20 protein-coding genes, 5 tRNA genes, 3 rRNA genes and 1 riboswitch are annotated in these 25,527 nt (G+C 45.9%); of the genes, 5 read left to right on the top strand and 23 right to left on the bottom strand.

Going from position 1 to position 25,527, the window contains the following annotated elements:
• Window positions 1-75 precede the first annotated feature (75 nt).
• Window positions 76-399 carry a universal stress protein UspB gene (gene uspB / locus AC6R00_RS03325; protein ID WP_045954504.1) on the bottom strand — a complete coding sequence of 108 codons (324 nt, stop codon included), beginning with the start codon at window positions 397-399 and terminating at the stop codon, window positions 76-78.
• Between the two features lie 71 nt (window positions 400-470).
• Window positions 471-998: a non-heme ferritin gene (gene ftnA, locus AC6R00_RS03320; protein WP_004745366.1), complete on the bottom strand. Its 528-nt coding sequence runs from the start codon at window positions 996-998 to the stop codon at window positions 471-473.
• 156 nt (window positions 999-1,154) lie between these two features.
• Here ftnA and uspA point away from each other — a divergent pair, with 156 nt between their 5' ends.
• Window positions 1,155-1,580, top strand: a complete 426-nt coding sequence (gene uspA, locus AC6R00_RS03315; protein ID WP_500639325.1) for a universal stress protein UspA — start codon at window positions 1,155-1,157, stop codon at window positions 1,578-1,580.
• Between the two features lie 57 nt (window positions 1,581-1,637).
• Complete coding sequence (locus AC6R00_RS03310; RefSeq protein WP_500639324.1) at window positions 1,638-2,522, top strand: carboxylate/amino acid/amine transporter; 885 nt, start codon at window positions 1,638-1,640, stop codon at window positions 2,520-2,522.
• A 62-nt stretch (window positions 2,523-2,584) separates the two neighbouring features.
• On the opposite strand, the gene AC6R00_RS03305 is transcribed toward AC6R00_RS03310, so the two are convergent.
• From AC6R00_RS03305 to AC6R00_RS03295, 3 genes are all read right to left on the bottom strand, one after another.
• Complete coding sequence (locus tag AC6R00_RS03305; RefSeq protein WP_500639323.1) at window positions 2,585-3,142, bottom strand: hypothetical protein; 558 nt, start codon at window positions 3,140-3,142, stop codon at window positions 2,585-2,587.
• A gap of 100 nt (window positions 3,143-3,242) precedes the next feature.
• Window positions 3,243-4,022, bottom strand: a complete 780-nt coding sequence (locus tag AC6R00_RS03300) for a class I SAM-dependent methyltransferase (protein ID WP_500639322.1) — start codon at window positions 4,020-4,022, stop codon at window positions 3,243-3,245.
• A 61-nt stretch (window positions 4,023-4,083) separates the two neighbouring features.
• Window positions 4,084-7,218 carry an EAL domain-containing protein gene (locus tag AC6R00_RS03295; RefSeq protein WP_500639321.1) on the bottom strand — a complete coding sequence of 1,045 codons (3,135 nt, stop codon included), beginning with the start codon at window positions 7,216-7,218 and terminating at the stop codon, window positions 4,084-4,086.
• A gap of 101 nt (window positions 7,219-7,319) precedes the next feature.
• Here AC6R00_RS03295 and asnC point away from each other — a divergent pair, with 101 nt between their 5' ends.
• Window positions 7,320-7,784: a transcriptional regulator AsnC gene (gene asnC / locus AC6R00_RS03290; protein WP_500639320.1), complete on the top strand. Its 465-nt coding sequence runs from the start codon at window positions 7,320-7,322 to the stop codon at window positions 7,782-7,784.
• Between the two features lie 43 nt (window positions 7,785-7,827).
• On the opposite strand, the gene tsrA is transcribed toward asnC, so the two are convergent.
• Window positions 7,828-8,112, bottom strand: coding sequence for an H-NS-like global regulator TsrA (tsrA, locus tag AC6R00_RS03285; RefSeq protein ID WP_069667953.1), 285 nt, complete (start codon window positions 8,110-8,112; stop codon window positions 7,828-7,830).
• An 82-nt stretch (window positions 8,113-8,194) separates the two neighbouring features.
• Window positions 8,195-9,388: a multidrug effflux MFS transporter gene (locus AC6R00_RS03280; protein WP_500639319.1), complete on the bottom strand. Its 1,194-nt coding sequence runs from the start codon at window positions 9,386-9,388 to the stop codon at window positions 8,195-8,197.
• Between the two features lie 105 nt (window positions 9,389-9,493).
• Here AC6R00_RS03280 and AC6R00_RS03275 point away from each other — a divergent pair, with 105 nt between their 5' ends.
• Window positions 9,494-10,435, top strand: a complete 942-nt coding sequence (locus AC6R00_RS03275; protein ID WP_272785980.1) for a LysR family transcriptional regulator — start codon at window positions 9,494-9,496, stop codon at window positions 10,433-10,435.
• A gap of 99 nt (window positions 10,436-10,534) precedes the next feature.
• Window positions 10,535-12,325, top strand: a complete 1,791-nt coding sequence (locus tag AC6R00_RS03270; RefSeq protein WP_500639318.1) for an aminopeptidase P family protein — start codon at window positions 10,535-10,537, stop codon at window positions 12,323-12,325.
• A 174-nt stretch (window positions 12,326-12,499) separates the two neighbouring features.
• Here the strand turns inward: AC6R00_RS03270 and thiH are convergent, their stop codons facing one another.
• The 16 genes from thiH to AC6R00_RS03190 all read right to left on the bottom strand — a co-directional run.
• The gene (gene thiH / locus AC6R00_RS03265) at window positions 12,500-13,618 is read right to left on the bottom strand and encodes a 2-iminoacetate synthase ThiH (protein WP_500639317.1); all 1,119 of its coding nucleotides are present in this window, start codon (window positions 13,616-13,618) and stop codon (window positions 12,500-12,502) included.
• A gap of 18 nt (window positions 13,619-13,636) precedes the next feature.
• Window positions 13,637-14,404, bottom strand: a complete 768-nt coding sequence (locus AC6R00_RS03260) for a thiazole synthase (protein WP_500639316.1) — start codon at window positions 14,402-14,404, stop codon at window positions 13,637-13,639.
• Between the two features lie 5 nt (window positions 14,405-14,409).
• The gene (gene thiS, locus AC6R00_RS03255; protein WP_500639315.1) at window positions 14,410-14,664 is read right to left on the bottom strand and encodes a sulfur carrier protein ThiS; all 255 of its coding nucleotides are present in this window, start codon (window positions 14,662-14,664) and stop codon (window positions 14,410-14,412) included.
• A 63-nt stretch (window positions 14,665-14,727) separates the two neighbouring features.
• The gene (gene thiF / locus AC6R00_RS03250) at window positions 14,728-15,516 is read right to left on the bottom strand and encodes a thiazole biosynthesis adenylyltransferase ThiF (RefSeq protein ID WP_500639314.1); all 789 of its coding nucleotides are present in this window, start codon (window positions 15,514-15,516) and stop codon (window positions 14,728-14,730) included.
• Window positions 15,506-16,882, bottom strand: coding sequence for a thiamine phosphate synthase (locus AC6R00_RS03245; protein ID WP_500639313.1), 1,377 nt, complete (start codon window positions 16,880-16,882; stop codon window positions 15,506-15,508). The genes thiF and AC6R00_RS03245 overlap by 11 nt, the downstream gene beginning before the upstream one ends.
• Window positions 16,882-18,822, bottom strand: a complete 1,941-nt coding sequence (thiC, locus tag AC6R00_RS03240) for a phosphomethylpyrimidine synthase ThiC (RefSeq protein ID WP_500639312.1) — start codon at window positions 18,820-18,822, stop codon at window positions 16,882-16,884. Before thiC ends, AC6R00_RS03245 begins: the two co-directional genes overlap by 1 nt.
• A 163-nt stretch (window positions 18,823-18,985) precedes the next feature.
• Window positions 18,986-19,084: riboswitch (TPP riboswitch) on the bottom strand.
• Between the two features lie 69 nt (window positions 19,085-19,153).
• Window positions 19,154-19,537 carry a fluoride efflux transporter CrcB gene (gene crcB / locus AC6R00_RS03235; protein ID WP_425666194.1) on the bottom strand — a complete coding sequence of 128 codons (384 nt, stop codon included), beginning with the start codon at window positions 19,535-19,537 and terminating at the stop codon, window positions 19,154-19,156.
• A 108-nt stretch (window positions 19,538-19,645) separates the two neighbouring features.
• A complete protein-coding gene (locus AC6R00_RS03230; protein WP_500639311.1) occupies window positions 19,646-21,028 on the bottom strand; it encodes a multicopper oxidase domain-containing protein in 1,383 nt (460 codons plus the stop codon).
• 269 nt (window positions 21,029-21,297) lie between these two features.
• A tRNA-Trp gene (locus AC6R00_RS03225) sits at window positions 21,298-21,374 on the bottom strand.
• Between the two features lie 60 nt (window positions 21,375-21,434).
• Window positions 21,435-21,511 (bottom strand) — tRNA-Asp (locus AC6R00_RS03220).
• A 31-nt stretch (window positions 21,512-21,542) separates the two neighbouring features.
• Window positions 21,543-21,658: ribosomal RNA gene (rrf, locus tag AC6R00_RS03215) — 5S ribosomal RNA — on the bottom strand.
• A gap of 92 nt (window positions 21,659-21,750) precedes the next feature.
• Window positions 21,751-24,640, bottom strand: a 23S ribosomal RNA gene (locus AC6R00_RS03210).
• Window positions 24,641-24,973: 333 nt separating this feature from the next.
• Window positions 24,974-25,049 (bottom strand) — tRNA-Val (locus tag AC6R00_RS03205).
• Window positions 25,050-25,079: 30 nt separating this feature from the next.
• Window positions 25,080-25,155: transfer RNA gene (locus AC6R00_RS03200), tRNA-Lys, on the bottom strand.
• 2 nt (window positions 25,156-25,157) lie between these two features.
• A tRNA-Glu gene (locus tag AC6R00_RS03195) sits at window positions 25,158-25,233 on the bottom strand.
• 88 nt (window positions 25,234-25,321) lie between these two features.
• Window positions 25,322-25,527: ribosomal RNA gene (locus AC6R00_RS03190) — 16S ribosomal RNA — on the bottom strand; the annotation flags it as partial.

Below are 25,527 nucleotides of genomic sequence, written 5' to 3'. Positions count from 1 at the left end.
AAGGATGTGCCTGATGCACATCCTTCGCCATTTGCGCGACTATTTTAACGGCATTTTGAGCGAATGCCAATTGACCTAAAGAATCATCGCAGCCAATAAGGTTACCGCAAGTAAAGAGGTCGAAAGAATAAATAGCTCGCGGACTCTATCGCATTTTCCGGTAAACACTTCATCATGATGGTGATGATACTCTTTGCTCTTGATGTAGTGGAACAAACGAACTTGCTTAGTGACGTTACCATGAGTGGTAAAGAAACCGTTACCATCAACTTGTTGGTAAAGTAATGGGTGGGCTTCACGCATGATGTATATTAGAGAACGCAGTGCAGTAAGGTAACGAGCCATATTGACTAGAGTTACCATCATTAGCGCAAATAGAATTGTGTCAGCATTGATCATCTTTTCCTCCCTACATCTTCTGGTATGCCCGGAGAAAAAGACGATCTGCTTAGAGTGTCTTACGCTGAAGTTTATTCAGCAGGGGCATCCATAATTGAAGATGAACCTTCTTTTGCCAAAGCTGCTAAATCTTTATCGATGAAGAACAGCGCTTTGCCGTCTTCGCCAACTAGATCTAACTTATCTAAGATCCCTTTAAATAACTTCTCTTCCTCGTGCTGCTCTGCAACGTACCACTGTAAGAAGTTGAACGTAGAATAGTCTTGTGATGTAAACGCAACATGAGCTAGTTTGTTGATTTTTTCCGTAATCATCTGCTCGTGTTCAAACGTCTCACGGAAGACATCACCTAGGCTATTAAACTCGTGCTTTGGTGCTTCAATTGCACCTAGAATAGGCATCGCACCTGTCTCACTCACATATGTGAATAGACGCTGCATGTGCTCCATTTCTTCTACGGCGTGTGCGCGTAAAAATTCAGCTGCACCTTCAAATCCTTTGTCTTCACACCAAGCACTCATTTGTAAGTATAGATTGGATGAGAAAAATTCGAGATTAATTTGCTCATTCAATTGATCGACCATTGCTTGAGAAAGCATTTACCACTCCTACTAAGTCTATGAAGTTAAATTGACTATATCATGTTCACAACCATAACACTTTGTATGCCAAATGTGGATCTGAGATCACTTCAGCAAAATTTATTAATTCAAGGTGCTAATCTTTAATTAGTACCCTTACAAGGAGATAGCACTATGAGTTATCAACATATTTTGGTTGCCATCGACCTCTCTGAGGACAGCAAACTCTTGGTCGAAAGAGCCGTGTCCTTGGCAAAACCACTTGAAGCATCGGTGTCATTTGTTCATATCGACGTCAACTACGCCGAACTCTATACAGGCCTGATTGATATTAATTTGGCTGAAACCCAGCATCAGGCCATCGAAGCCTCACAAAAGCAGTTACAGAATTTGGCGGATCATGCCGATTTCCCGATCAAGCACACGCTGGTCGGCAGTGGTGATCTGAGCAATGAATTGTGCGACACCATTAAAGAGTTCAATATCGACCTCGTGGTGTGCGGCCACCACCAAGATTTTTGGAGTAAACTGCTCTCTTCAACTCGCCAGCTAATTAATTGCTCGCCAGTTGATATGTTGGTAGTACCACTCAAAGACTGATTGCTCGCCAATATTGGTATACACTGGCCACATAGTTTTTGATAATGAGTCTTAGTTATGGGGTATCTATCTGCGGTCACATTATTGTGGGCGTTTTCGTTTAGCCTGATCGGCGTCTATCTTGCTGGTCAGGTTGATTCTTGGTTCTCGGTATTAATCCGAGTTGCGTTGGCAAGTCTGGTTTTTCTACCTTTTCTTAAGTTCAAAGGGGTCGATAAAGGGCTGATTGCCAAGCTGATGGTCGTTGGTGGCTTCCAACTTGGCCTAATGTATTGCTTCTACTACCAATCTTTCCTATTGCTTTCTGTACCAGAAGTGCTGCTGTTTACCGTCTTTACACCAATTTATGTCACGCTAATTTACGATCTACTTAAACGTCGATTCTCACCATGGTATCTAGTAACAGCGGTCATCGCTGTCGCTGGCGCAGCCTTAATTAAATTTGCCGGAATCAATGAGAATTTCATCGTCGGTTTCTTAGTGGTTCAAGGCGCTAATGTCTGTTTCGCCATTGGCCAAGTTGGCTATAAGTATCTAATGGAGAAATACCATGTCGATCTGCCACAACATGCTATTTTTGGTTACTTCTATTTAGGCGCTTTGTGTGTCGCGACGGTCGCATTCGCCTTATTGGGTAATCTAGACAAAATGCCAACCACGACGACCCAGTGGAGTGTTTTGGTTTATTTAGGCCTGATTGCTTCTGGACTCGGTTACTTTGCTTGGAATAAAGGCGCAACCATGGTCAATGCGGGAGCCCTAGCAGTGATGAATAATGCGTTAGTGCCTGCCGGCCTAATCGTCAACATTGTGATTTGGAATCGAGATGTAGATATCACTCAATTGAGTATCGGCGGGGCAATCATCCTACTTTCTTTGTGGGTCAACGAGACTTGGGTTAAGCGTAAAGTAGAGCAGAGTTATCAAACCAATCCACAGTAAATAGAATCATTAGATGCAAAAAAGCTCTCCATAGGCGGAGAGCTTTTTTATTGTCTGGAGGATTAATGAAGGTTTGAGCTAGTTTGTGCTTCTGAGCTTTCAGCAATTAAGCGAGATATGCTCACCTTACTTTCCAATTTCTTCTGCTTTTTAATCAGCTTACGTTGCTTGTCAGCTAACTTGAGCAGTTTCTTCTGCTGTTTGTAGTGTTTCTTTATCGCTTTCTTTGCTTTCTTAAGCGCTTTTTTGTCCTCTAAATCAAACATTTCACTGGCTACAGTTTCGGTTTGGCTAGATTGAAGTTGCGCTTTTTGCAGCAAGGCTTTCTCTTTCACCCTCTCAACCACTCTTCTGACGGCTTGCGCTTTTTGCTCTGAGGGTAGATTTGCTTGAGTGTTAGGCAAGGCTTCTGCAAGTAAAGCGCAGCTCTGTTGTTGCTCTAACGGCTTGTTTTGACATGCTTGAGGAGGAATAGCACATGGCTTACAAAGGGAGTCTTTAGAAGCGGACGAGCGAGCACAAGAACGGCAAAGGTATTTAGGCTCAACCACCAAACGATGAATATCACCCAAATTTTCCGCAATTTGCTTGCGATTCATCTTACAGAAACGTTTAGCCACGCTACAACTCCAGCTAAGAATACGAATAGTTCTTAGTAAGATATACCTGCTTGATAACCAATTAGCAAGGACAAAAATCGCACTATTGATACAGTGTTCGCTAAGTCATTGATGCATTAACATAAACATCAAAACGATTTTTTTTCGTCTCGATGGCCATCATAGGTTTTTGTTGGTTAAGCCAGTCTGCATAGTCAGGCCTTTTCACCACCACCCTTTTAGTAGCAAGGGCTAAGGCGGGTTCCAACAGTCCATCAGCGTCATGATCAGCACCGACCAAAGACTGAAAGACGCGCATCTCTTTTTTCACTAATGCGCTCTTTTTCTTGTTTTCCGGGTGCGGGTACATAGGGTCAAGATAAACCACATCTGGTTTAACAAACTCAGGGTCTTCAGCAAGTTGGCTGAGTGCATTGTGGCTAGATGCGTGAATCAATGACATTCGCTCACTCACCCACGCTCCGATTTCAGGGTCGTTGTTGGCTCGGGTTAGTCCGTCGTCTAATAACGCTGCCACAACCGGATGGCGCTCAACCATCTGAACTTTACAGCCCAGTGAAGCCAATACAAAAGCATCACGCCCCAGGCCAGCCGTACCATCAAGTATCGTTGGTGTGGCACCTTTATTTAAACCAGCCGCTTTAGCGATCGCCTGACCTTTACCACCACCAAACTTACGCCTATGTGCAACCGCACCACTTGCTAAATCAACAAAGATAGCGCCTAGTTTTGGCTCATCCAACTTACGCAACTCTAAACGTTGTTCAGTAAGCACAAGAGCGAATGGGCTGTCATCGCAATGAGTTAACTCCCAGCGTTGGGTTATCTGTTGAAAGCGCTCAGACTGTGTTTGGTCTTCACATAGCAGTTGTAGTTGCACGCAATGTTCCTAGGATATTGTCTCGACTCGGGCGCAGTTTACTGGATCTTGAGCCATTTCACTAAGTATTCTGTTGTGGCGTTAGCTCTGATACTAGCTCAGCAAGTGGTTTCGGTTTGCCGATGACGTAACCTTGAGCATAATCGACTCCGAGTTCCATCAATAGCTCAATAATCTGAGCGTTTTCGACAAACTCTGCGACGGTTTGCTTGCCCATCTGGCGAGCAAGATCGTTAATTGAGCGCACCATTAAATGATCCATCTCATTGGTGTCCATATCGCGGACAAAAATGCCGTCAATTTTTACGATATCGACCGGAAGTTTTTTCAGGTAACCAAATGAAGAGAGACCCGAGCCAAAATCGTCTAGCGCAATACAGCAACCTAGCGCTTTAAGCTGTCCAAAAAACTCAATCGCTTGATTCATATTACTCATGGCGGCAGTCTCAGTAATCTCAAAGCAGATTTTTTCGCAGGGCACTGAGCTAGACTCCAGTTTCTCTAGTAAATAGGCAGTGAACTCTTTATTGCCCATAGAGTGACCCGATAAATTTATTGAGCACAGCCCCAATTGTTCTAGCGCGTGTGGATGCAACTCAAACCAACTTAATGTCTGACTCACGACCTGCTTATCAAGTAGATGAGCGATGTTGTAGCGCTCTGATGCTGGCATAAAAATACCCGGCGAGATGTACTCACCATCTGCGTTTCTGATTCGAATCAGTATTTCGAAGTGCATGCCCTGCTCTTCACCCGTTAAATCGAGGATCTGCTGGGCAAATAGCTCAATTCGGTTGTTAGCCAGCGCATTGTGCACTAAATTAACACTTTCCATCTCTTGCTCACGACGACGTAACTCTTGGTCGTCTAAGCAATACATACTGTAGCGGTTACGACCCTCTTCCTTAGCAATGTGACAAGCGGTATCGGCTTGGGCGTGGACCATTTGCGGTGAGGAAGCGGTATGGTCTATCAAGCGAATACCTATCGAGCAGTTTAAGTTAAGCCTGATATCTTCCCAGATAAACGCATGTTCGCTTAGGGTATTAATGATGGTCGTCGCCAATTTCTTTGCATCGACCTCGGTACAATCTTTTAAAAGGATGGCGAACTCATCGCCGCCCATACGCGCCAATATCGTGTTGTAAGGTAGAATTTCTTCTAGCATGCTGGCACAAAACTGAATCGCAGCATCTCCCGCTTCATGGCCTGCTGTATCATTGAGAACTTTAAGCTGATCGAGGTCGATATAGAGCATAGCGTGAGTTCGAGTGTAGCTCTCTACCTCTCTCAGGGCCTTTTCCAACTCTGCCTCGAAGTAGTTTCGGCTGTAGGTGCCCGTAAGCAGATCATGTCGAGCCTGATACTGCAGCTGTTCTGATAGCGCCTTAGTCTCTGTTACATCCTCACCAACAATCAGTAAGTGACCAGATTCTGCTAAAGGACGAATATTTTCCCGAACCCAGACGGTATGGCCATTGGCGTGACGATATTCCACTTCACGACGCCATACCCCTTTAATGGCCTGCTTGGGCTGCAACAACACCTGTCGAGGTACCAAGGTTGCCTCATGAAAATAAAACTCTCTTAGCCGATGACCCAACACCTCTTGCGACCCATAACCTAGCAGCTGCTCTGCAAACTGATTCACTTGTTGAATTCGGTTTTGCTCATCGAGAGTCAACATCATGACTGGTTGTTGATCATAGTAGTGGCTTAAGTTAGCCTCGCGTTGGAACAGGCGTTCTTCGGTAATCTTGCGTGAAGTAATATCGCGCGCTTCGAGTAAATATTGAGTGCCTTTATTGGGTAATGGAATCGGTTTAAGCGAAAGCTCTAGCACCATTGAGCCTTGATCAGAGTGCCAAATTTCCGCTTCAAACTGAGCTAGTGTATCGTGCTCAGTGGTAAAGAACTGCTTCAACTGCTGTGATGCTTCAAGCTCCCAATGCCTATGCTGCCAAATGGGGCGGTCAACACTAAAATCTTGGTCATACAGCAGATCCTGAAGCTTACGATTACTCGAAATGATGTGACCATTGCCATCAACAACACCAATAAAGTGATAACTCTGATCAAAAACCATCTCTATTAGGGTTTGACTCTCTTTCGCCAGTTGCTCGCTGCGTTTTATCCGGCTCAAATAGTAAACCAAGCCCATGATAATGACTGCGAGAAATAGCACCACGCTACCGACAACCTTCAGTTCTTGCTGATAACGGTCAGAAAAAGATTGAGGCTTATTAAAGACGACCGAGGTTGCCTCCCCTTCAATGCCTAACCCCCACTTAAGTACGGCCTGATAATCGAGCTTAATTTCTGGGATTCCAACTTCTACTTTAGGTAGCGGAGCTTGCGGATCTTCGAGTACGCGCAACAAAAGTTTTGCTGTTTGCTGACCATGCTGACGTCCACTTTGAATGACACCACCCACCGCACCATAGCCAAGACCTAAATCATGCACCATATAGATAGGTGCTTGAGAGGCTTCATTTAATCGCTCCCATTGCTCTTGGTGTGCGACAACGGAGCCATCTCTTTCGCGGTAATAAATCCAAAACAGTACACTTGATTGGCTATCGAGTTTTGCGACCAGTTCAAGCAACTGCTCGAACGAACTAGGGATGAAGGAGATAACTTTACTGTAGTAATCAGGGTAGTTAGATAGAAACTGGCCGACTTGCGATCGCACAGCAGTACCAGTAACAGAGTGATCACTGATGATGTAAATAGACTTTACTTCAGGCTGGATGCGCTCAATTAATGAAATATTGCTGTAAAGGTCAATATCTTCTGTCACCCCGGTAGCGTTGAGATCGCGGTGCATAAAGGGGTCATAATCATTGATTCCGCCGAAGATAACGGGGGTGCTTCCCAACAATGGCGCCAAGCGATTCATCAAACTCAGTGCGTTATTATCGCTCACGACAATGGCTTTGAACTGTTCTTGTTCAAACTTGGTTTTATACAGCGAGTAGAGCCGATCAAAATATGCCTCACTCTGGATTCGCTTGGTATCAAGATATAGCACACGTGTCGAGATGTGAGCATTCTTCAACTGCTGCTCTAACCCTTTTTGAAAGGTATCAGTCCAGAAGAAACCTTGGTGATATGAGTGCACCACTAACACATCTTTTTCATTTGCTTGCGCAATAGAGCTGACAACTAGCGCTAGTAGTAAGAGGCACAAACGCACTAAAATAGTCTCAAAATCAATGGAATATGGATATAATTGTATCACCACTGGTGATAATTTGTACTTATTCCACCAAGTCAGGCTGATTTACAAGGACTTATATGCAGGCACACGCGATTAAACTTGATGACTTAGACAAAGCAATCTTGAAGACATTAATGGAAGATGCTCGCACTCCTTACGCCGAAATGGCTAAGCAGTTCGAGGTCAGCCCTGCGACGATTCATGTACGAATCGAAAAAATGAAAGCTGGTGATATTATCCAGGGTACTGAAGTCATTGTTGATACGAAAAAACTCGGCTACGACGTATGCTGTTTTATCGGTATTAACCTCAATGCCGCACGAGACTATCACTCTGCATTGGAAAAACTTAATGCTCTGGAAGAAGTGGTCGAAGCTTATTACACCACTGGAGCATATAATATTTTCGTTAAACTCATGTGCCGCTCAATTGAAGAGCTGCAATACGTTCTCATTGATAAGCTCCAAGCGATTGATGAAGTTCAATCGACTGAGACGCTTATCTCTTTGCAGAACCCTATCAACCGTAACGTTAACCCATAAAAAAAACTCGCCGTAGCGAGTTTTAGTATTTGTTAAAGACTTACTATTTTGAGTTTAGATAGTGCTTTAGATCATCGACCGAAATACCTTGTTCGGCGATCTCTTTCGCCAACGACTCTATCTGCTCACCTTTGCGTGAGTCAATCACTTGCTGAAACTGATAAACCATATCGCGAAGAATTGGCAATGGTACCTGTTTTGCAGCGCTGCGAATACGCTCGCCACTTTGATTGCCTAATTCACTCAAAAGTTTACCAAACATGACCTTTTCTGGAGCCTCTTCTAGTTGCTCCAATAAACGGGCCATCTCGTATGTTGTCATTGACATCGTTGTGATTTATCCACAGAACTCGAAATAAGAAGCTCAAATATACATCGTTTGGTTAGATTATCAAGACTTGTCAGAGCCTCTAAGCCATTGCGTGATGCCATGTTTTTCCGGCTTTAGACCAAAGAATTGCCAGCGCAGGGACAACAATCAACATCAGCGTCGCAATCATTACTTGCGGTTCCATACCCATTCTCTGAACGGTGCCAACCACTAAGCCCGAACCACTCATCTGAAACAGTCCTAATAGCGCAGCTGCTGTACCTGCTTTATCACCAAAAGGCGCTAAAGCTTTACCTGCAGCGGCACCCAGAATCCACGCAAAACCAACGGAAGACATAAAGATTGGCAACATGAAAGCAAAGGCCGTTGCTTGGTTTTTCATTGCCAACATTGTAATACCAGCAATCGCCAAAGTAATAATACCCACTGACAAAGCCTTGTGCGTACCAAACTTATCCATGAACTTAGGCGCACTCATGCAGGCCACGATGTTAATTGCCGCATTAATACCGAACCACATAGTAAATTGATTCATCGACAAGCCTAAGTTCTCCATCAGTACAACAGGTGCAGAGGTGACATAACCAAGAATAACAGCCATTGCCAGCATGCATAACGTCGCATGGAAAAGGAAGGTCGGCGTTTTCACAACATCAAGATAGCGGTTGAGCTTGAAAACGGGTTCTTTGCTCAATTGAGGATTAGTCTCTTTTAGTCCTATCCAAAGCATGACAAGAACCACAACAGCAAATCCCGCCATAAAACTAAAGTTAGAGCGCCAGCCGAATTGCTGTGTTAACCAACTGCCTAAAATAGGAGCCAAAGCAGGAATGAAACAGATAGCACCATTGAGGTAACTGATCATTTTGCCACTTTTCTGCGGCCCAAAGATATCGCGAACTGTTGCAAAGGCCGCTACCGATGTCGCGCACGCACCTAAGCCTTGTAGCAGTCGAGACATGAGCATCCATTCAATGTTCTGAGCGCTCCACGCCAATAAAGCGCTCACGGCATAGATACTTACGCCTCCCAATGCAACAGTTCGACGTCCTAGTTTGTCTGCTAAAGGGCCTGCAAACAATTGCCCTACACCCATAGCAAACAAGAACCATGTAATTGTGTCTTGAGCTAGTGCATGTTCCACGTGGAACGTAGAAGAGATCATTGGTAGTGCTGGCAAGTAGATGTCTATCGCTAATGGGCTGAATAGAACCAGCAGTGTTAACAACACTAACTGTAATTTACGTGGGGAACTTTCACTTACCGCTTGCACTTTGAACTCCGATGCACTTGATGAATTTGTCGATATTCTAAGCTAAACTAGATATGCCAACCAATGACGTATAGTCATCAATGTTATTCCCAATGAGAATTTCTAATGAATATTGAAAAGCTAGCTCGTATCGATCTTAACTTATTGGTTTGTTTGCGTGTCTTGATAGAAGAATTGAACGTTACTAGGGCGGCACATCGACTGTGCTTAAGCCAATCAGCAGTGAGCAAGAGCCTAGCCAAGCTAAGAACACAGTTTGACGACCCTCTGTTCGTTCGCCATGCCCATGGCCTTAAACCGACACCTAAAGCGCTGTTTTTAAAACCTAAGCTAGAAGTTCTGATTAACCAACTAGAACAGCTGACTCAGCCAGAACAGTTCTCGCCTAGCTCAAGTGACTATCGCTATCAGATCGCTGCGGTGGAGAGTGTTTACCCACTTATTCTGCCTCATTTTTTGCCGGAGATATTTAAGCGAGCTCCAGGGGTGACCATAAGTACTCACGCTTGGGCAGAAGAGACATTTAGGCAAATACAGCGCGGGGAAATTGACTTAGGCATTACTGGCAAAGACATTGATATTAATGACGCAAAGTTAACTATGCTGCCTCCTAGCGATATTTGTGAGCAAGAAATCTATCGCGACAACCAAATGTGCTTAGTCCGTAAGCAGCACCCTGCACTCAACCAAAACTGGAACCTCGAAAACTATCTAACTCAACGTCACGTACAAGTCAGGTGTGACGGCAATGAACGCTGGCTGCTAGATTATCGTTTGGCTGACATAGGTAAAGAGCGTGATATCGCGATTACGGTGCCTGACTTTAACAGCGCGGCGAGCTTGTGCTCATACACCGACTTTGTGTTTACCGCACCGAGTCACTTCGTCAAACTCGCATCAAAACAACTCGATTTAACTGTGCTACCACTGCCAATGGAATTTCCTCCTATGGCTTACACTTTGTTCTGGCACAGAGATAGAGAAAATGACCCTGCCTTGTCTTGGCTACGACAAATTATCCGCGATAAAACCGCTGCTCTTAGATAATTTGCAGGCTGACGGTAAAAAGAGTAGCTTATTCGCATCGTCCAATTTCAGTTACTCTCGTCGACATGGACGCCATAATAATATGAAGGATTAACATAGATGCTTACGACAACAGAACAGCGCCTAACCGCGATTCGTCACTGGATAGCGCAGAACAATATTGATGCCCTACTTATCCCACATGAAGACGAGTATTTGGGTGAATACGTACCTGCACATAACGAGCGTTTACATTGGCTAACTGGTTTCACCGGTTCGGCTGGCGCTGCAGTAATCACCAAAGATAAAGCGGCTATTTTTGTTGACGGCCGCTACACAGTACAAGTGACTAAACAGGTTCCTGCTGATCTATTTGAGTATCGTCATCTGATTGAGGAGCCAGCGCTAGATTGGATTAAAGACCAACTTGTTGATGGCGCATCTGTAGCCATCGACCCGCGCATGCACAACTCTGCATGGTTAGACATGGCACAAGCAAAACTTGCCGGTACACTTGACCTAAAGATTCTCGACAGTAACCCAATTGACGAACTTTGGCACGATCGCCCTGCTCCTGTGGTTTCTGATGTTCGCCTAATGGCGACAGAAGCGGTCGGTCAATCTAGTCAAAGTAAACGCCAAGAAGTCGCGCAACTAGTTAAAAAGTCTGGAGCAGACAGCGCAGTGATTACCGCTCTTGATTCAGTTTGCTGGTTGCTTAACGTGCGCGGCCTTGACGTATCACGACTACCCGTTTTGCTTTCTCACGCGATTCTTCATTCAGACTCAAGCGTAGAATTCTTCCTCGACCCAGCTCGCCTACCAGCAGAGTTTGACGCGCACGTAGGGACAGGCTTAACGGTTCATCACCCTGAAGCTTTACAAGCGCGTTTAGAAACTTTAAACGGAAAGAAAGTTCTGGTGGATCCGGTAACAAGCAACGCATGGTTTAAGCTAATTCTACAAAATGCAGGCGCAACTGTAGTTAGCAAAGCTGATCCATGCCTGATGCCAAAAGCGGCGAAGAACGCAATTGAAATCGCCGGAATGAAAGCATGTCATATCCGTGATGGCGTTGCGATGAGCAAATTCCTCTGCTGGCTAGATGCTGAAGTAGCCGCAGGTAGTCTGCATGACGAAGCAACCTTGTCAGATAAGCTAGAAGCATTTCGTAGTGAAGACCCAACTCTGATGGATCTTAGCTTCGATACGATTTCAGCAGCAGGCGGCAACGCAGCGATGTGCCACTATAATCATGAGAATCAGCCAGAGCCTGGTCAGCTTGAATTGAACACGCTTTACCTTGTCGATTCGGGTGGTCAGTACCTAGATGGCACCACAGACATCACGCGCACAATCGCAATCGGTCAACCTTCACAAGAGATGATAAAACAGTTCACGCTAGCTCTAAAAGGTCATATTGGTGTCGCTCGCGCACGTTTCCCTAAAGGTACACGAGGTTACCAAATTGATACGCTCGCGCGTCAGCATCTGTGGGCTGAAGGCTATGATTACGACCATGGTACCGGTCATGGTGTTGGTCACTTCCTCAGTGTTCACGAAGGGCCAGCTAGTATTTCGAAGCGACAAATCGATGTTCCTTTAACTGAAGGCATGGTGTTATCGAACGAGCCAGGTTATTACCGCGCTGACGCATTTGGTATCCGTATCGAGAACCTAGAACTTGTTGTCGAAACGCCTACCAACGGCGATTTCCCTGTTCTGTCTTTTGAGTCTCTAACACGCTGCCCAATCGACAAGCGTAACATCAATGTAGATATGCTGACTCGACCTGAGCTGGCTTGGTTGAATGACTATCATCAAAAAGTCTGGGATGCGATCAGCCCTCTAGTAGAAGGTGAAGTGAAGGATTGGCTGCGTCAGGCAACCTTACCACTTGCTCATGGCTAGAAACTGGATAACTGGATAACTGGATAACTGGATAACTGGACAACTGGACAACTGGACAACTGGACAACTGGACAACTGGACAACTGGACAACTGGACAACTGGATAAGAATAGAGGGTTGATGTAAGGCATCAACCCTCTTTTTATTGTGTGTGTTTCACGTGAAACACTATTTTTAAGACAAGCCTGAATAAGCCGAGTGCCAATCTCGCCAAACAGGATCGAACCCTTTCGCGCGAATCATATCTTCGACCGAAGCTGCGCTTCGCTCATCACTGATCTCAAACTGCTCCAGTTCAAGGTCATCCATCGCATAACCACCTGGCTGAGTTTTTGATGCAGCAGACATGGTTGTAATACCCAAAGGTAATACATTATCTCTAAACTTTGGAGACTCACGAGTAGATAGAGACAACTCAACTTCTGGATTCAGCAAGCGATAAGCACAAATGAGTTGGACCAATTGTCTATCTGTCATCACCGACTTTGGCTGAAGTGCTCCTTCACAGGGACGCAATCGCGGGAACGAAATCGAGTAACGAGTTTGCCAATAGGTGCACTCAAGATAATCCAGATGCGCCGCAACATAAAAGCAATCTGTTCGCCACTCTTCCAAGCCAATCAAAGCGCCAATACCAATCTTATCAATGCCCGCCTTTGCCAATCGATCCGCGGTATCTAGTCGATATTCAAAATCCATCTTGTTACCACGCAAGTGGTGCTCAGCATAGGTAGAAGGATGATAAGTTTCTTGATATACCATCACGGCGTCCAAGCCTAAGGTCTTAAGTTCTGCATATTGGTCTTGATCGAGCGGTTGAACTTCCATCGCCAAATAGTTAAAGCGCTGCTTAATCATCGGCACCATCTCACGGAAATAGTTCATGCCAACTTTAGTTTCGTGTTCGCCAGTTACCAGCAAAACACTATCAAACTTCATTCGTTTAATTGCTTCAACTTCCGCAGATACTTCATCTTTGTTTAGGGTGCGACGCTTAATACGGTTCTCCATTGAGAATCCACAATAAGTACAAGCATTGGCGCACAGGTTAGACAAGTACAGTGGAATATAGAGTGACATAGTATTGCCAAACCGTTTACGAGTTGCCGTGTAAGACAACTGAGCCATCTGCTCCAAATAGGGTTCCGCAGCTGGTGAAATCAGCGCTTTAAAATCTTCCAGGTCACGCTTGGGCTTACTCAATGCACGTTCAACATCTTGTGCTGTCTTGGCATAAATCGACATCGAAATGTCATCCCAATTGAGCTGCTTAAATTGTTCAACAAAGCTCATGTTATTCTCGCTTAGAACCTATAGCTCATCTAAAAATGAAGTCAGTGGACTTGATGCGACTGCGTGAGACACCTTACCAGCAAGACCCGCTTCATAAGCCATTCGCCCAGATTCAACTGCCATTCTAAATGCCTGTGCCATAGCGACTGGATCGCTCGACGCAGCTATAGCCGTATTAACAAGTACCGCATCGGCGCCCATTTCCATTGCACGCGCGGCATGTGAAGGCGCTCCAATACCTGCATCCACAACTACAGGAACATTGGCCTGGTCGATGATGATCTCTAGGAAGTCGTGGGAAACGATGCCTTTGTTTGAACCTATCGGCGCGCCTAATGGCATAACTGCTGCACAGCCTACTTCTTCCAATCGCTTACACAACACAGGGTCTGCATGGCAGTAAGGAAGTACGATAAACCCTTCACGAACCAACTCCTCTGCAGCAGCTAGTGTTTCAATTGGGTCCGGCATTAAATACTTAGGATCAGGGTGGATTTCTAATTTTAACCAGTTAGTTCCCAACGCTTCACGCGCAAGTTGCGCGGCAAACACAGCGTCTTTCGCGTTCTTCGCACCAGAAGTATTCGGTAGGAGGTTTACGCCCGATTGTACTAACGGTTTCAAAATATTATCTTGCTGATCGTTTACGTCGACGCGCTTTAACGCCATAGTCGCTAATTGAGAGCCTGAGGCTTGAATCGCTTGCGCCATTAATTGGCTGTTAGCAAACTTGCCGGTTCCTGTGAACAGTCTTGATTCAAACTGTTTATCACCAATTTTAAGCATCGACTTTAACCCCCTGCGATAGCTTGAAACAAAGAGATACTATCTCCCTGCGAAAGTACTGTGCTCGCCCACTCACTGCGCGGCACAACATTGTTGTTAATTGCAAAAACACACCCCATTTCAGGCAGCTCAAACTGGTGAATGATTTGCTGTAGATTTGACGCACTGACAACTTGATGTGATTGGTCGTTAATGACAATAGTGATCACATCGAGTTCTTCAGCAAGTGCTTGTGTTGTTTGTTGTTCTGATAACGCCATTGCTTCCAACTCTCTTAATTCCAATCGTTACTTCAAGTAGACCAATTGGATATTTTGTTCTCGTTAACTTGCACTCTGATCTTGAGCGCAAACTTGGCAGTGTTGGTCTTTGCTAATCCCCATGGTTTGCCACTGCATTTTTAAGCCATCAAAAAGATGCAGCTTGGCGGTCTCGACATAAAACTGGCCAGTAGCGAGTTTTTGTATCGCCGCTAATGCTTGGTAATTTCCAAGTGTGCCCACCACTGGGCCAACCACACCACTCTCACTACATTTCTTCGTTTGTTGCAGTTCATCGAATGGATACAAACAGCGATAACAAGCCTTACCTTCTTCTCCGTCAGCACCACTATTCGCTTGATAGTCAAAGACAGCAAACTGCCCTTGCCAGCCAATCGCGGCTGCAGATATAAGTGGCGTTGCTTGTTCAAAACAAACTTGGTTTATTAGCTGTCGAGTTGGCATATTGTCAGTGCAGTCCAACACGACATCCGCCAGCATAACTTCAAGCTGCAACTGTGCCTTGTCGAGCCGCTTGTGAAGCGCTCGAACTTGGATCATGGAGTTAAGTTCAGAAAGCTGTTTAACCGTCGCTTCCGTTTTAGCAAGCTGGAGATCACGTTCACGATAGATGACCTGACGCTGTAAGTTACTACTATCGACCTCATCATCATCAACGACTACTAACTTACCGACCCCCGCCGACGCCAAATAGAGACTCGCAGCACTTCCAAGCCCGCCACAGCCAATAATCAATACGTGGGATTTGATCAGTCTCTCCTGACCACTTTCAGCAATTTCTGGCAGAGCGACTTGACGCTGATAGCGGAGGAACTGCTGATCAGTGAGCATGTTGTTCTCTCTCTTCATTAGTTGCTATCGAGATTGAATCAGTAAAGGTTGACTGCCTTTCCTTCATCAACTGGTTGAAAAAATCAATCACAGGCTTAGGTGACTGCGCCAATGTAATCGCTCTAACAACCGCCAAGCTCGAAACGCCGGTTTGCCAAACTTGGTCTGCGTTCGATTGGTCAATACCACCGATTGCAACCGTCGGATAACCAAGAATCAAAGTACAAGCGCCCTCATGCGTGCAACCATAAGGAATGCTATCAATCAATTTTTGATATAGAGCTAAGCGCACTAAACCTTGTGGCTTCGATGGCATCTGCTTAGTGGTGGTTGGGAAGATATGTCCCAGCGCAATGTAGCTAGGGTGGATTTGCACAATACGAAGCAGCTCATAATAGCCATGGGTAGAAAGGCCTAAACGAATGCCCGCTTTGGTTAGCTGAGCCAAGTTTGACTCTTCTATATCTTCTTGCCCAAGATGAACACCATAGGCACCATGCTTAATAGCTAACTGCCAGTAGTCATTGATAAACACTTGCGCTTGGTACCGGCGACCGAGTTCAATTGCTCGAATGATCTGTTGTTCTAAATCGGCTTGTTGTGGGTTCTTAATTCGCAGTTGAATGGTGTTGATACCTAACGGCAGTAAGCGCTCAATCCAAGCAACATCATCGACCACTGGGTAAAGTCCTAAGCTCTGCTTAGCTAAGTTAGCAAAGCTGACACTCTCCCCTTGCGCAGACCACCCAACTTGTATGCCAAGTCGTCTATCTTCTAGTACGGGGGTTGGGAACTGATTGAATTGCTCAGCCCACTGAGTCAATGATTTATCATTCGACACTGTTTCACGTGAAACATTCGCTTGTTGAGTTGTCATTCCTCGCGCGAGAGTTAACGCATCTTCGATAGGAAAATTGAGTACGGTCAATACGACTATCCAAGCAAAGTGATACTCAGGCTCAAATTCAGAATTGAGTTTAGACTTAACGGAAAGCGCTCTTACTTCATCGTTTATGGGATGACGCCAAACATCGAGCTGAAGCACATCATCCTTTTTATCACAAGCCAAACCATCAGCAATGCCAATATAAATGGCATTAGATGGTTGCTCTGCACAGGCTTCTACCGACAACCCTGAACGATAATAAAGTGCAAATGTGTATTCTGAGTCATAGTCGTACCCATCAATGAGATCGGTAGCGACATGTGTAATTTGTTGGTCGCGAACAAGCTGAACAGACTGATTTAGGCTTACACCCAACTCAACCTCTTCGATGCAAAAACCCTGTTCTTTCGCCAACAACAAACATTGCTGAACTAAGCCTGTTAGCTCAATCAATGATGACGGAATTAGGATTTTGCTCATTAGTCACTTACCTCTGCATGAGCTGCTGGGTGGTATAGCTCAGAACCTGTCTCTCGGAACTCCTGCGATTTTTGACGCATACCTTCAAGTGGATCGTCGAGCATTTTAATCGAGATAGCTTGGTCCGCTGCTACTTGCTCAGTATCCTTCGCATATTCACGAACCTCTTGTGAAATCTTCATTGAACAGAACTTAGGTCCACACATTGAGCAGAAGTGTGCAACCTTTCCAGACTCTTGAGGTAGAGTTTCATCGTGGTAAGCACGTGCGGTTTCAGGGTCTAGCGATAGGTTAAATTGGTCTTCCCAACGGAATTCAAAACGCGCTTTAGAAAGTGCATTATCACGGACCTGAGCACCTGGGTGACCTTTGGCTAAGTCGGCCGCATGTGCTGCGAGCTTATAGGTGATCATACCTACCTTAACGTCTTCTTTGTTCGGTAAGCCAAGGTGCTCTTTTGGAGTAACGTAACAAAGCATCGCACAGCCATACCAACCAATCATCGCGGCACCAATACCTGAAGTGATATGATCATAGCCCGGCGCAACATCGGTCGTCAGTGGGCCAAGGGTATAAAACGGCGCTTCATGGCAGTGCTCTAGCTGCTCTTCCATGTTCTCTTTGATCATATGCATCGGAATATGGCCTGGGCCTTCAATAATGACCTGAACGTCATATTCCCAAGCAATCTTGGTTAGCTCACCTAGAGTACGAAGCTCAGCAAACTGCGCTTCATCGTTCGCATCGGCTACTGAGCCAGGACGCAAGCCATCACCAAGAGAAAGCGCCACGTCATACTTGGCACAAATTTCACAAATCTCGCGGAAGTGAGTATATAGGAAGCTTTCCTGATGATGTGCTAAACACCATTTCGCGATAATAGAACCACCACGAGAAACAATGCCAGTGACACGTTTTGCCGTCATAGGCACATAGCGAAGCAATAACCCTGCGTGAATAGTGAAGTAATCGACGCCCTGCTCTGCTTGCTCAATCAGAGTATCGCGCATCACTTCCCAGTTGAGGTTTTCCGCAATGCCGTTCACTTTTTCAAGCGCTTGGTACATTGGCACAGTACCGATCGGCACCGGGCTGTTGCGTAGAATCCACTCACGAGTTTCGTGAATATTACGCCCAGTAGACAGATCCATAACAGTATCGCCACCCCAGCGAGTCGCCCATACTAGCTTCTCAACCTCTTCCTCAATTGAAGATGTCACTGATGAATTACCGATATTAGCGTTTACTTTAACTAAGAAGTTACGCCCAATAATCATTGGTTCAGATTCTGGGTGGTTAATATTGGAAGGGATAATCGCTCGACCTTCTGCGACTTCTTTACGAACAAATTCTGCAGTAATGTCTTTGGGTAAGTTGGCCCCGAAGCTTTGACCAGGATGCTGTTGATTCAGCACCTCATCGCGATAATGAGCGCGACCCATATTTTCACGTAGGGCGATGTATTCCATCTCAGGGGTAACGATACCCTTGCGCGCATAGTGCAGCTGAGTGACACACTGACCATCTTTAGCACGTCTAATTCGTGGCAAATTGCCATAACGTAGCTCATCAAGCGTCTCGTCTTCTAAACGCTCCTTCGTGTATACCGAGCTAACATCGTCGAGTAATTCAGTATCAGCACGTTCTTCAATCCACCCTTCTCTTAGCTTTGGTAGGCCGCTGTAAAGGTCAATAGTGTGTTCTGGGTCAGTGTATACACCGGAAGTATCGTAAACACGTACAGGCTCATTAAGTTCGAAAATAGGCGCTTCTTTTGTACCTCCGATAAGACTATCCGCGAGTGAGATTTCTCGCATAGGCACACGAATATCTGGGCGTGAACCCTCTACATAGACTTTGCTTGAATTTGGGTACGGCTGTACCGAAAGTGTATCAATGAACTGTTTTGCTTCCAGTCTCGCTTGTTTGCGACTCGACATAGCATTTTTCCTTGCTTTGTTATTCTTAGATAAAAAGTAATGGGATAAAAATGCTTGGCGGAAAGATGCGACAAGAGGAATCGAATTATGACCTTACTAGTGTGCACTAATGGTATATAACAACATTCGACTATTTGATAGGTAACCAGACAGAACTCTGGTGTAGATATCTTCTCTTGTTCCCTTCGCAGATTTTAATCTGATCAGGTTCAACGGATCCCGAATTAACGGTCTCAGCCTTATGGCACTCCGACAAGTAATTGCAGTATATAAAAACGGCCTGGCTAAACCAAGCCGTGATGAACAATAATTAGCTAAATTTTAACCAACATTAGCTCTTGATGAGTATTTGAAAACCAATCCATGCAGCAGAAATGCTTAAAAAGACATTCAGCAACACATTCAAACCCATCTTAAAAAAAGCGCCTTGTTGCATTAGAAGCACATTATCCATAGAGAACGTAGAGAAGGTGGTGAGTGCCCCAAGAAAGCCTAGTCCGATAATTTGGCGCCATGGTTCGGTAGCAAGCATCTCATTTTCAAAAGCAGCAATAAGCAAGCCCATAATGAAAGAACCGACCACGTTAACGGCTAGCGTACCGTATGGAAAACCACGCCCAAGAAGCACAACACAAAGCTCTGAAACAAGATAACGAGAGCATGCTCCAAATGCACCACCGAGTGCGATAAAACCCAATATTGAAAACTGACCCATAATTCCTCCGATTGACTGGGTGTATTGTAGCCAAAATACACGCTCACGGAAGATCATAAATTAAGATTTAGCCATTGCTAACTGCAAACATTTTAAAAGTTACAGGAGTCACTTAACTTCTATATATCCCATTAGTCCGGTTTTCATATGCTCGATCACATGACAGTGATACATCCAGCGCCCTGGATTATCCGCCACGAATGCTGCGATAGCCGTGCCGTTTTTGCCTAGTAACACAGTGTCGGTGTGGAAAGGCTGCTCGACCTTTTTACCATTGAGCTCTAATACTGTGAATGTATGGCCATGGATATGAATTGGATGATGATACTGAGTGACATTCTTGAGATAAAAAATATAAGTTTTACCCAGTTGCAATGAAGCGAGTGGCGCGGGGATATTATCTTTCGACATCCCTTCCCAAGCCCGCTTGTTGGTTAGCCAAAACTTAGGAACCGACTTACCATCTTTTCCAACCGGTGAAATTGCCCCTTCCCATTCAAATACAAAATCAATTTTCTCCGCATTGGCCAAATCAAGATCAGGCACAGGATTAAGAGGAAGTTGAGGGATCGGCCTGTGATCAGAAAGATCAGACCTGATCGCTTCAAACTCACACAGAGGAAACGGAAATCTACCCTTCATATATCGGACATAAACAGACTCTCCTTGCTTCGGAGTTCTTAAGGCAAGGTCAACCCTCATACCTGGGCCAATTTTATGTTGAGAGAGCTTATAGGGAGTTTTAATCGGGTTACCATCGATGGCTATCACCCATGCTTCGGCCCCTTCAATAGCAATCGGATAGGTAATCGTATTATCAACGTTGGCGATACGCAGCCGAGTAGTGGCATTTTCCTTTAATTGATACTTAGGCTCATGTATACCATTGACGCTACTCCACTCTCCGGGGGTTCCCATTCTCGCACTAAGACGAGGGATCATTAACTCTTTCCACTGCCCCTGCTTATCAAGGTGCCAATGCTTAAGCATCAACTCGTGTTCTTCATCAAACTCTACTGGAATCGCTTCTTCGACGATGATCAGCCCTACCAACCCCATACCGAGTTGTTTGACGCTATTCATATGCGGGTGATACCAGAAGGTACCCGCATCAGGTGGGGTAAAACGATACTCGAAAGTTTCACCCGGCATGATTGGCGCTTGGCTTAAGAATGGTACACCATCCATTTCAATTGGAATTCTTAACCCATGCCAGTGAATCGTGGTTGGCTCTGAAAGCTTATTGGTAAATCTGATCGTGACTTCTTGTCCTTGACGGCAACGAATCGTTGGGGCTGGAATCCGACCATTAAATCCAAGTACATTCGTTGTATAACCAGGTACTAGTTCAGCCGTTGCTGGCTCTGCGGTGAGCTCATAAACAAACTCACCTTTACCACTCTTAGCTCGGGTTAAAGTACATGCAGGCAAAACGCTTAATGCTGAAACAGCTAATCCTGTTTGAATGAAATGGCGACGAGAAATATCCATAAACTACGACTATTGAGTAAACAAGTTACCAAATGTAACAGATTAGTAAGAATAGTTCTCAACAAGGAAGCGAGTTTGAGAGCTAGAGGTGAAGTACTCGCCTTTAGAAAAACAAAAAGGCCCTAGCATTTCTGCTAGAGGCTTGAATATGGCAGGGATAGAGAGATTCGAACTTCAAACACGCGCATTTTTGGTAGTGGCGGAATCCGCTGCTCTTTTCTTGCGCCAAAGAAAAAGGCTCTAGTCTTTCAACTAGAGCCTCTAGAATATGGCAGGGGTGGAGAGATTCGAACTCCCAACACGCGGATTTGGAATCCGCTGCTCTGCCAATTGGAGCTACACCCCTGTAGAATCTTTCAAATTGTAGATTCGAAAAAACCTCGCCATAGCGAGGTTTCGAAATAAGTGGCGGAGCGGACGGGACTCGAACCCGCGACCCCCGGCGTGACAGGCCGGTATTCTAACCAACTGAACTACCGCTCCGCACTGGTTAGACTCTAAGTCTAAATTTAAAGCCTGGCGATGTCCTACTCTCACATGGGGAAGCCCCACACTACCATCGGCGCTAATTCGTTTCACTTCTGAGTTCGGCATGGAATCAGGTGGGTCCAAATCGCTATGGTCGCCAAGCAAATTCTTTAATTCGGAAAGCTGTTTTTAAGTTCTGTAGTCACACATTCAAAGTTCTTGCTTTGAGTCCATCAAAACCCTTTGGGTGTTGTATGGTTAAGCCTCACGGGCAATTAGTACAGGTTAGCTCAACGCCTCACAACGCTTACACACCCTGCCTATCAACGTTCTAGTCTCGAACAACCCTTTAGGACTCTCAAGGAGTCAGGGAAGACTCATCTCAGGGCTCGCTTCCCGCTTAGATGCTTTCAGCGGTTATCGATTCCGAACTTAGCTACCGGGCAATGCGTCTGGCGACACAACCCGAACACCAGAGGTTCGTCCACTCCGGTCCTCTCGTACTAGGAGCAGCCCCCTTCAATCTTCCAACGCCCACGGCAGATAGGGACCGAACTGTCTCACGACGTTCTAAACCCAGCTCGCGTACCACTTTAAATGGCGAACAGCCATACCCTTGGGACCGACTTCAGCCCCAGGATGTGATGAGCCGACATCGAGGTGCCAAACACCGCCGTCGATATGAACTCTTGGGCGGTATCAGCCTGTTATCCCCGGAGTACCTTTTATCCGTTGAGCGATGGCCCTTCCATACAGAACCACCGGATCACTATGACCTGCTTTCGCACCTGCTCGAATTGTCATTCTCGCAGTCAAGCGGGCTTATGCCATTGCACTAACCTCACGATGTCCAACCGTGATTAGCCCACCTTCGTGCTCCTCCGTTACTCTTTGGGAGGAGACCGCCCCAGTCAAACTACCCACCAGGCACTGTCCTCAACCCGGATAACGGGTCTAAGTTAGAACATCAACACTACAAGGGTGGTATTTCAAGGACGGCTCCGCCGATACTGGCGTACCGGTTTCAAAGCCTCCCACCTATCCTACACATGTAGGGTCAATGTTCAGTGCCAAGCTGTAGTAAAGGTTCACGGGGTCTTTCCGTCTAGCCGCGGGTACACTGCATCTTCACAGCGATTTCAATTTCACTGAGTCTCGGGTGGAGACAGCGTGGCCATCATTACGCCATTCGTGCAGGTCGGAACTTACCCGACAAGGAATTTCGCTACCTTAGGACCGTTATAGTTACGGCCGCCGTTTACCGGGGCTTCGATCAAGAGCTTCGACTTACGTCTAACCCCATCAATTAACCTTCCGGCACCGGGCAGGCGTCACACCGTATACGTCATCTTACGATTTTGCACAGTGCTGTGTTTTTAATAAACAGTTGCAGCCACCTGGTATCTGCGACTCTCAATAGCTCCATCCGCAAGGGACTTCACCGTCAAGAGCGTACCTTCTCCCGAAGTTACGGTACCATTTTGCCTAGTTCCTTCACCCGAGTTCTCTCAAGCGCCTTGGTATTCTCTACCCGACCACCTGTGTCGGTTTGGGGTACGATTCCTTACAATCTGAAGCTTAGAGGCTTTTCCTGGAAGCATGGCATCAATGACTTCACTACCGTAGTAGCTCGACATCGTGTCTCAGCCTTAGAGAGAGCCGGATTTACCTAACTCTCAAGCCTACGCACTTGAACCTGGACAACCGTCGCCAGGCCCACCTAGCCTTCTCCGTCCCCCCATCGCAATTGTAAGAAGTACGGGAATATTAACCCGTTTCCCATCGACTACGCCTTTCGGCCTCGCCTTAGGGGTCGACTTACCCTGCCCCGATTAACGTTGGACAGGAACCCTTGGTCTTCCGGCGAGGAGGTTTTTCACCCCCTTTATCGTTACTCATGTCAGCATTCGCACTTCTGATACCTCCAGCAGACTTTACAATCCACCTTCAACGGCTTACAGAACGCTCCCCTACCCAATACAATAAATTGCATTGCCGCAGCTTCGGTTTATAGCTTAGCCCCGTTACATCTTCCGCGCAGGCCGACTCGACTAGTGAGCTATTACGCTTTCTTTAAATGATGGCTGCTTCTAAGCCAACATCCTAGCTGTCTAAGCCTTCCCACATCGTTTCCCACTTAGCTATAATTTGGGACCTTAGCTGGCGGTCTGGGTTGTTTCCCTCTCCACGACGGACGTTAGCACCCGCCGTGTGTCTCCCGGATAGTACTTACTGGTATTCGGAGTTTGCAAAGGGTTGGTAAGTCGGGATGACCCCCTAGCCTTAACAGTGCTCTACCCCCAGTAGTATTCGTCCGAGGCTCTACCTAAATAGATTTCGGGGAGAACCAGCTATCTCCAGGTTTGATTGGCCTTTCACCCCTAGCCACAAGTCATCCGCTAATTTTTCAACATTAGTCGGTTCGGTCCTCCAGTTGATGTTACTCAACCTTCAACCTGCCCATGGCTAGATCACCTGGTTTCGGGTCTATATCCAGCAACTCGACGCCCAGTTAAGACTCGATTTCTCTACGGCTCCCCTAGATGGTTAACCTTGCTACTGAATATAAGTCGCTGACCCATTATACAAAAGGTACGCAGTCACACCACGAGGGTGCTCCTACTGCTTGTACGTACACGGTTTCAGGTTCTATTTCACTCCCCTCACAGGGGTTCTTTTCGCCTTTCCCTCACGGTACTGGTTCACTATCGGTCAGTCAGTAGTATTTAGCCTTGGAGGATGGTCCCCCCATATTCAGACAGGATATCACGTGTCCCGCCCTACTCGATTTCACTGATGATGAGATGTCGGTTACGGGGCTATCACCCTGTATCGCTGAGCTTTCCAGCTCATTCACCTGTCTCATTAAAAGCTTAAGGGCTAGTCCAATTTCGCTCGCCGCTACTTTCGGAATCTCGGTTGATTTCTTTTCCTTCGGGTACTTAGATGTTTCAGTTCCCCGAGTTCGCCTCATTAACCTATGTATTCAGTTAATGATACGTGCTTATGCACGTGGGTTTCCCCATTCAGAAATCCCAGACTCAAATGGTTGTTACTACCTAATCTGGGCTTATCGCAAGTTACTACGTCTTTCATCGCCTCTGACTGCCAAGGCATCCACCGTGTACGCTTAGTCACTTAACCATACAACCCCAAAGGGTCTTCTGTTTAAACAACCAAAGTTGTCTGCATTTTTATACATGTGCAGACACGATTTTGCCGGACTCAAATTTCCAAGAACACTTGAATGTGTGTTGGTACCTAAAACATAGTTTTAGGATTTGAGAACTTTTAATTGAATAACAACGCATCTCATAGAGATGGGGATTGTTGTTATTCGTCAGCTTTCCAAATTGTTAAAGAGCATGTTTCTTCACAAGGAAGTACATTTTCTAAAGACTTTCGGCGTCGAAAATTCCAACCACATACTATTTACTGAAGTGGTTTGGAAATCCTAATCCAAAAATACTTAGAGAATGGTGGGCGATACCGGGCTCGAACCAGTGACCCCCTGCTTGTAAGGCAGGTGCTCTCCCAACTGAGCTAATCGCCCACATAAGTTTTAATTCTTCGTGGAGAAGAATGGTGGGTCGTGCAGGATTCGAACCTGCGACCAATTGATTAAAAGTCAACTGCTCTACCAACTGAGCTAACGACCCAATGGTATCCCGTAGGGGAGTCGAACCCCTGTTACCGCCGTGAAAGGGCGGTGTCCTAGGCCTCTAGACGAACGGGACACTAAGTTGAACATCTTGGGGGATGTTCTATCTCTTAAACTACATAAACCATCAATCTGTGTGAACACTCATCGCAATAATCATCGTATAAGGAGGTGATCCAGCCCCAGGTTCCCCTAGGGCTACCTTGTTACGACTTCACCCCAGTCATGAACCACAAAGTGGTGAGCGTCCTCCCGAAGGTTAAACTACCCACTTCTTTTGCAGCCCACTCCCATGGTGTGACGGGCGGTGTGTACAAGGCCCGGGAACGTATTCACCGTGGCATTCTGATCCACGATTACTAGCGATTCC

The sequence above is a fragment of the Vibrio sp. R10-SF1-ISO8 genome, assembly GCF_059833805.1.
This window is presented reverse-complemented; position numbering and strand designations above follow the sequence as displayed.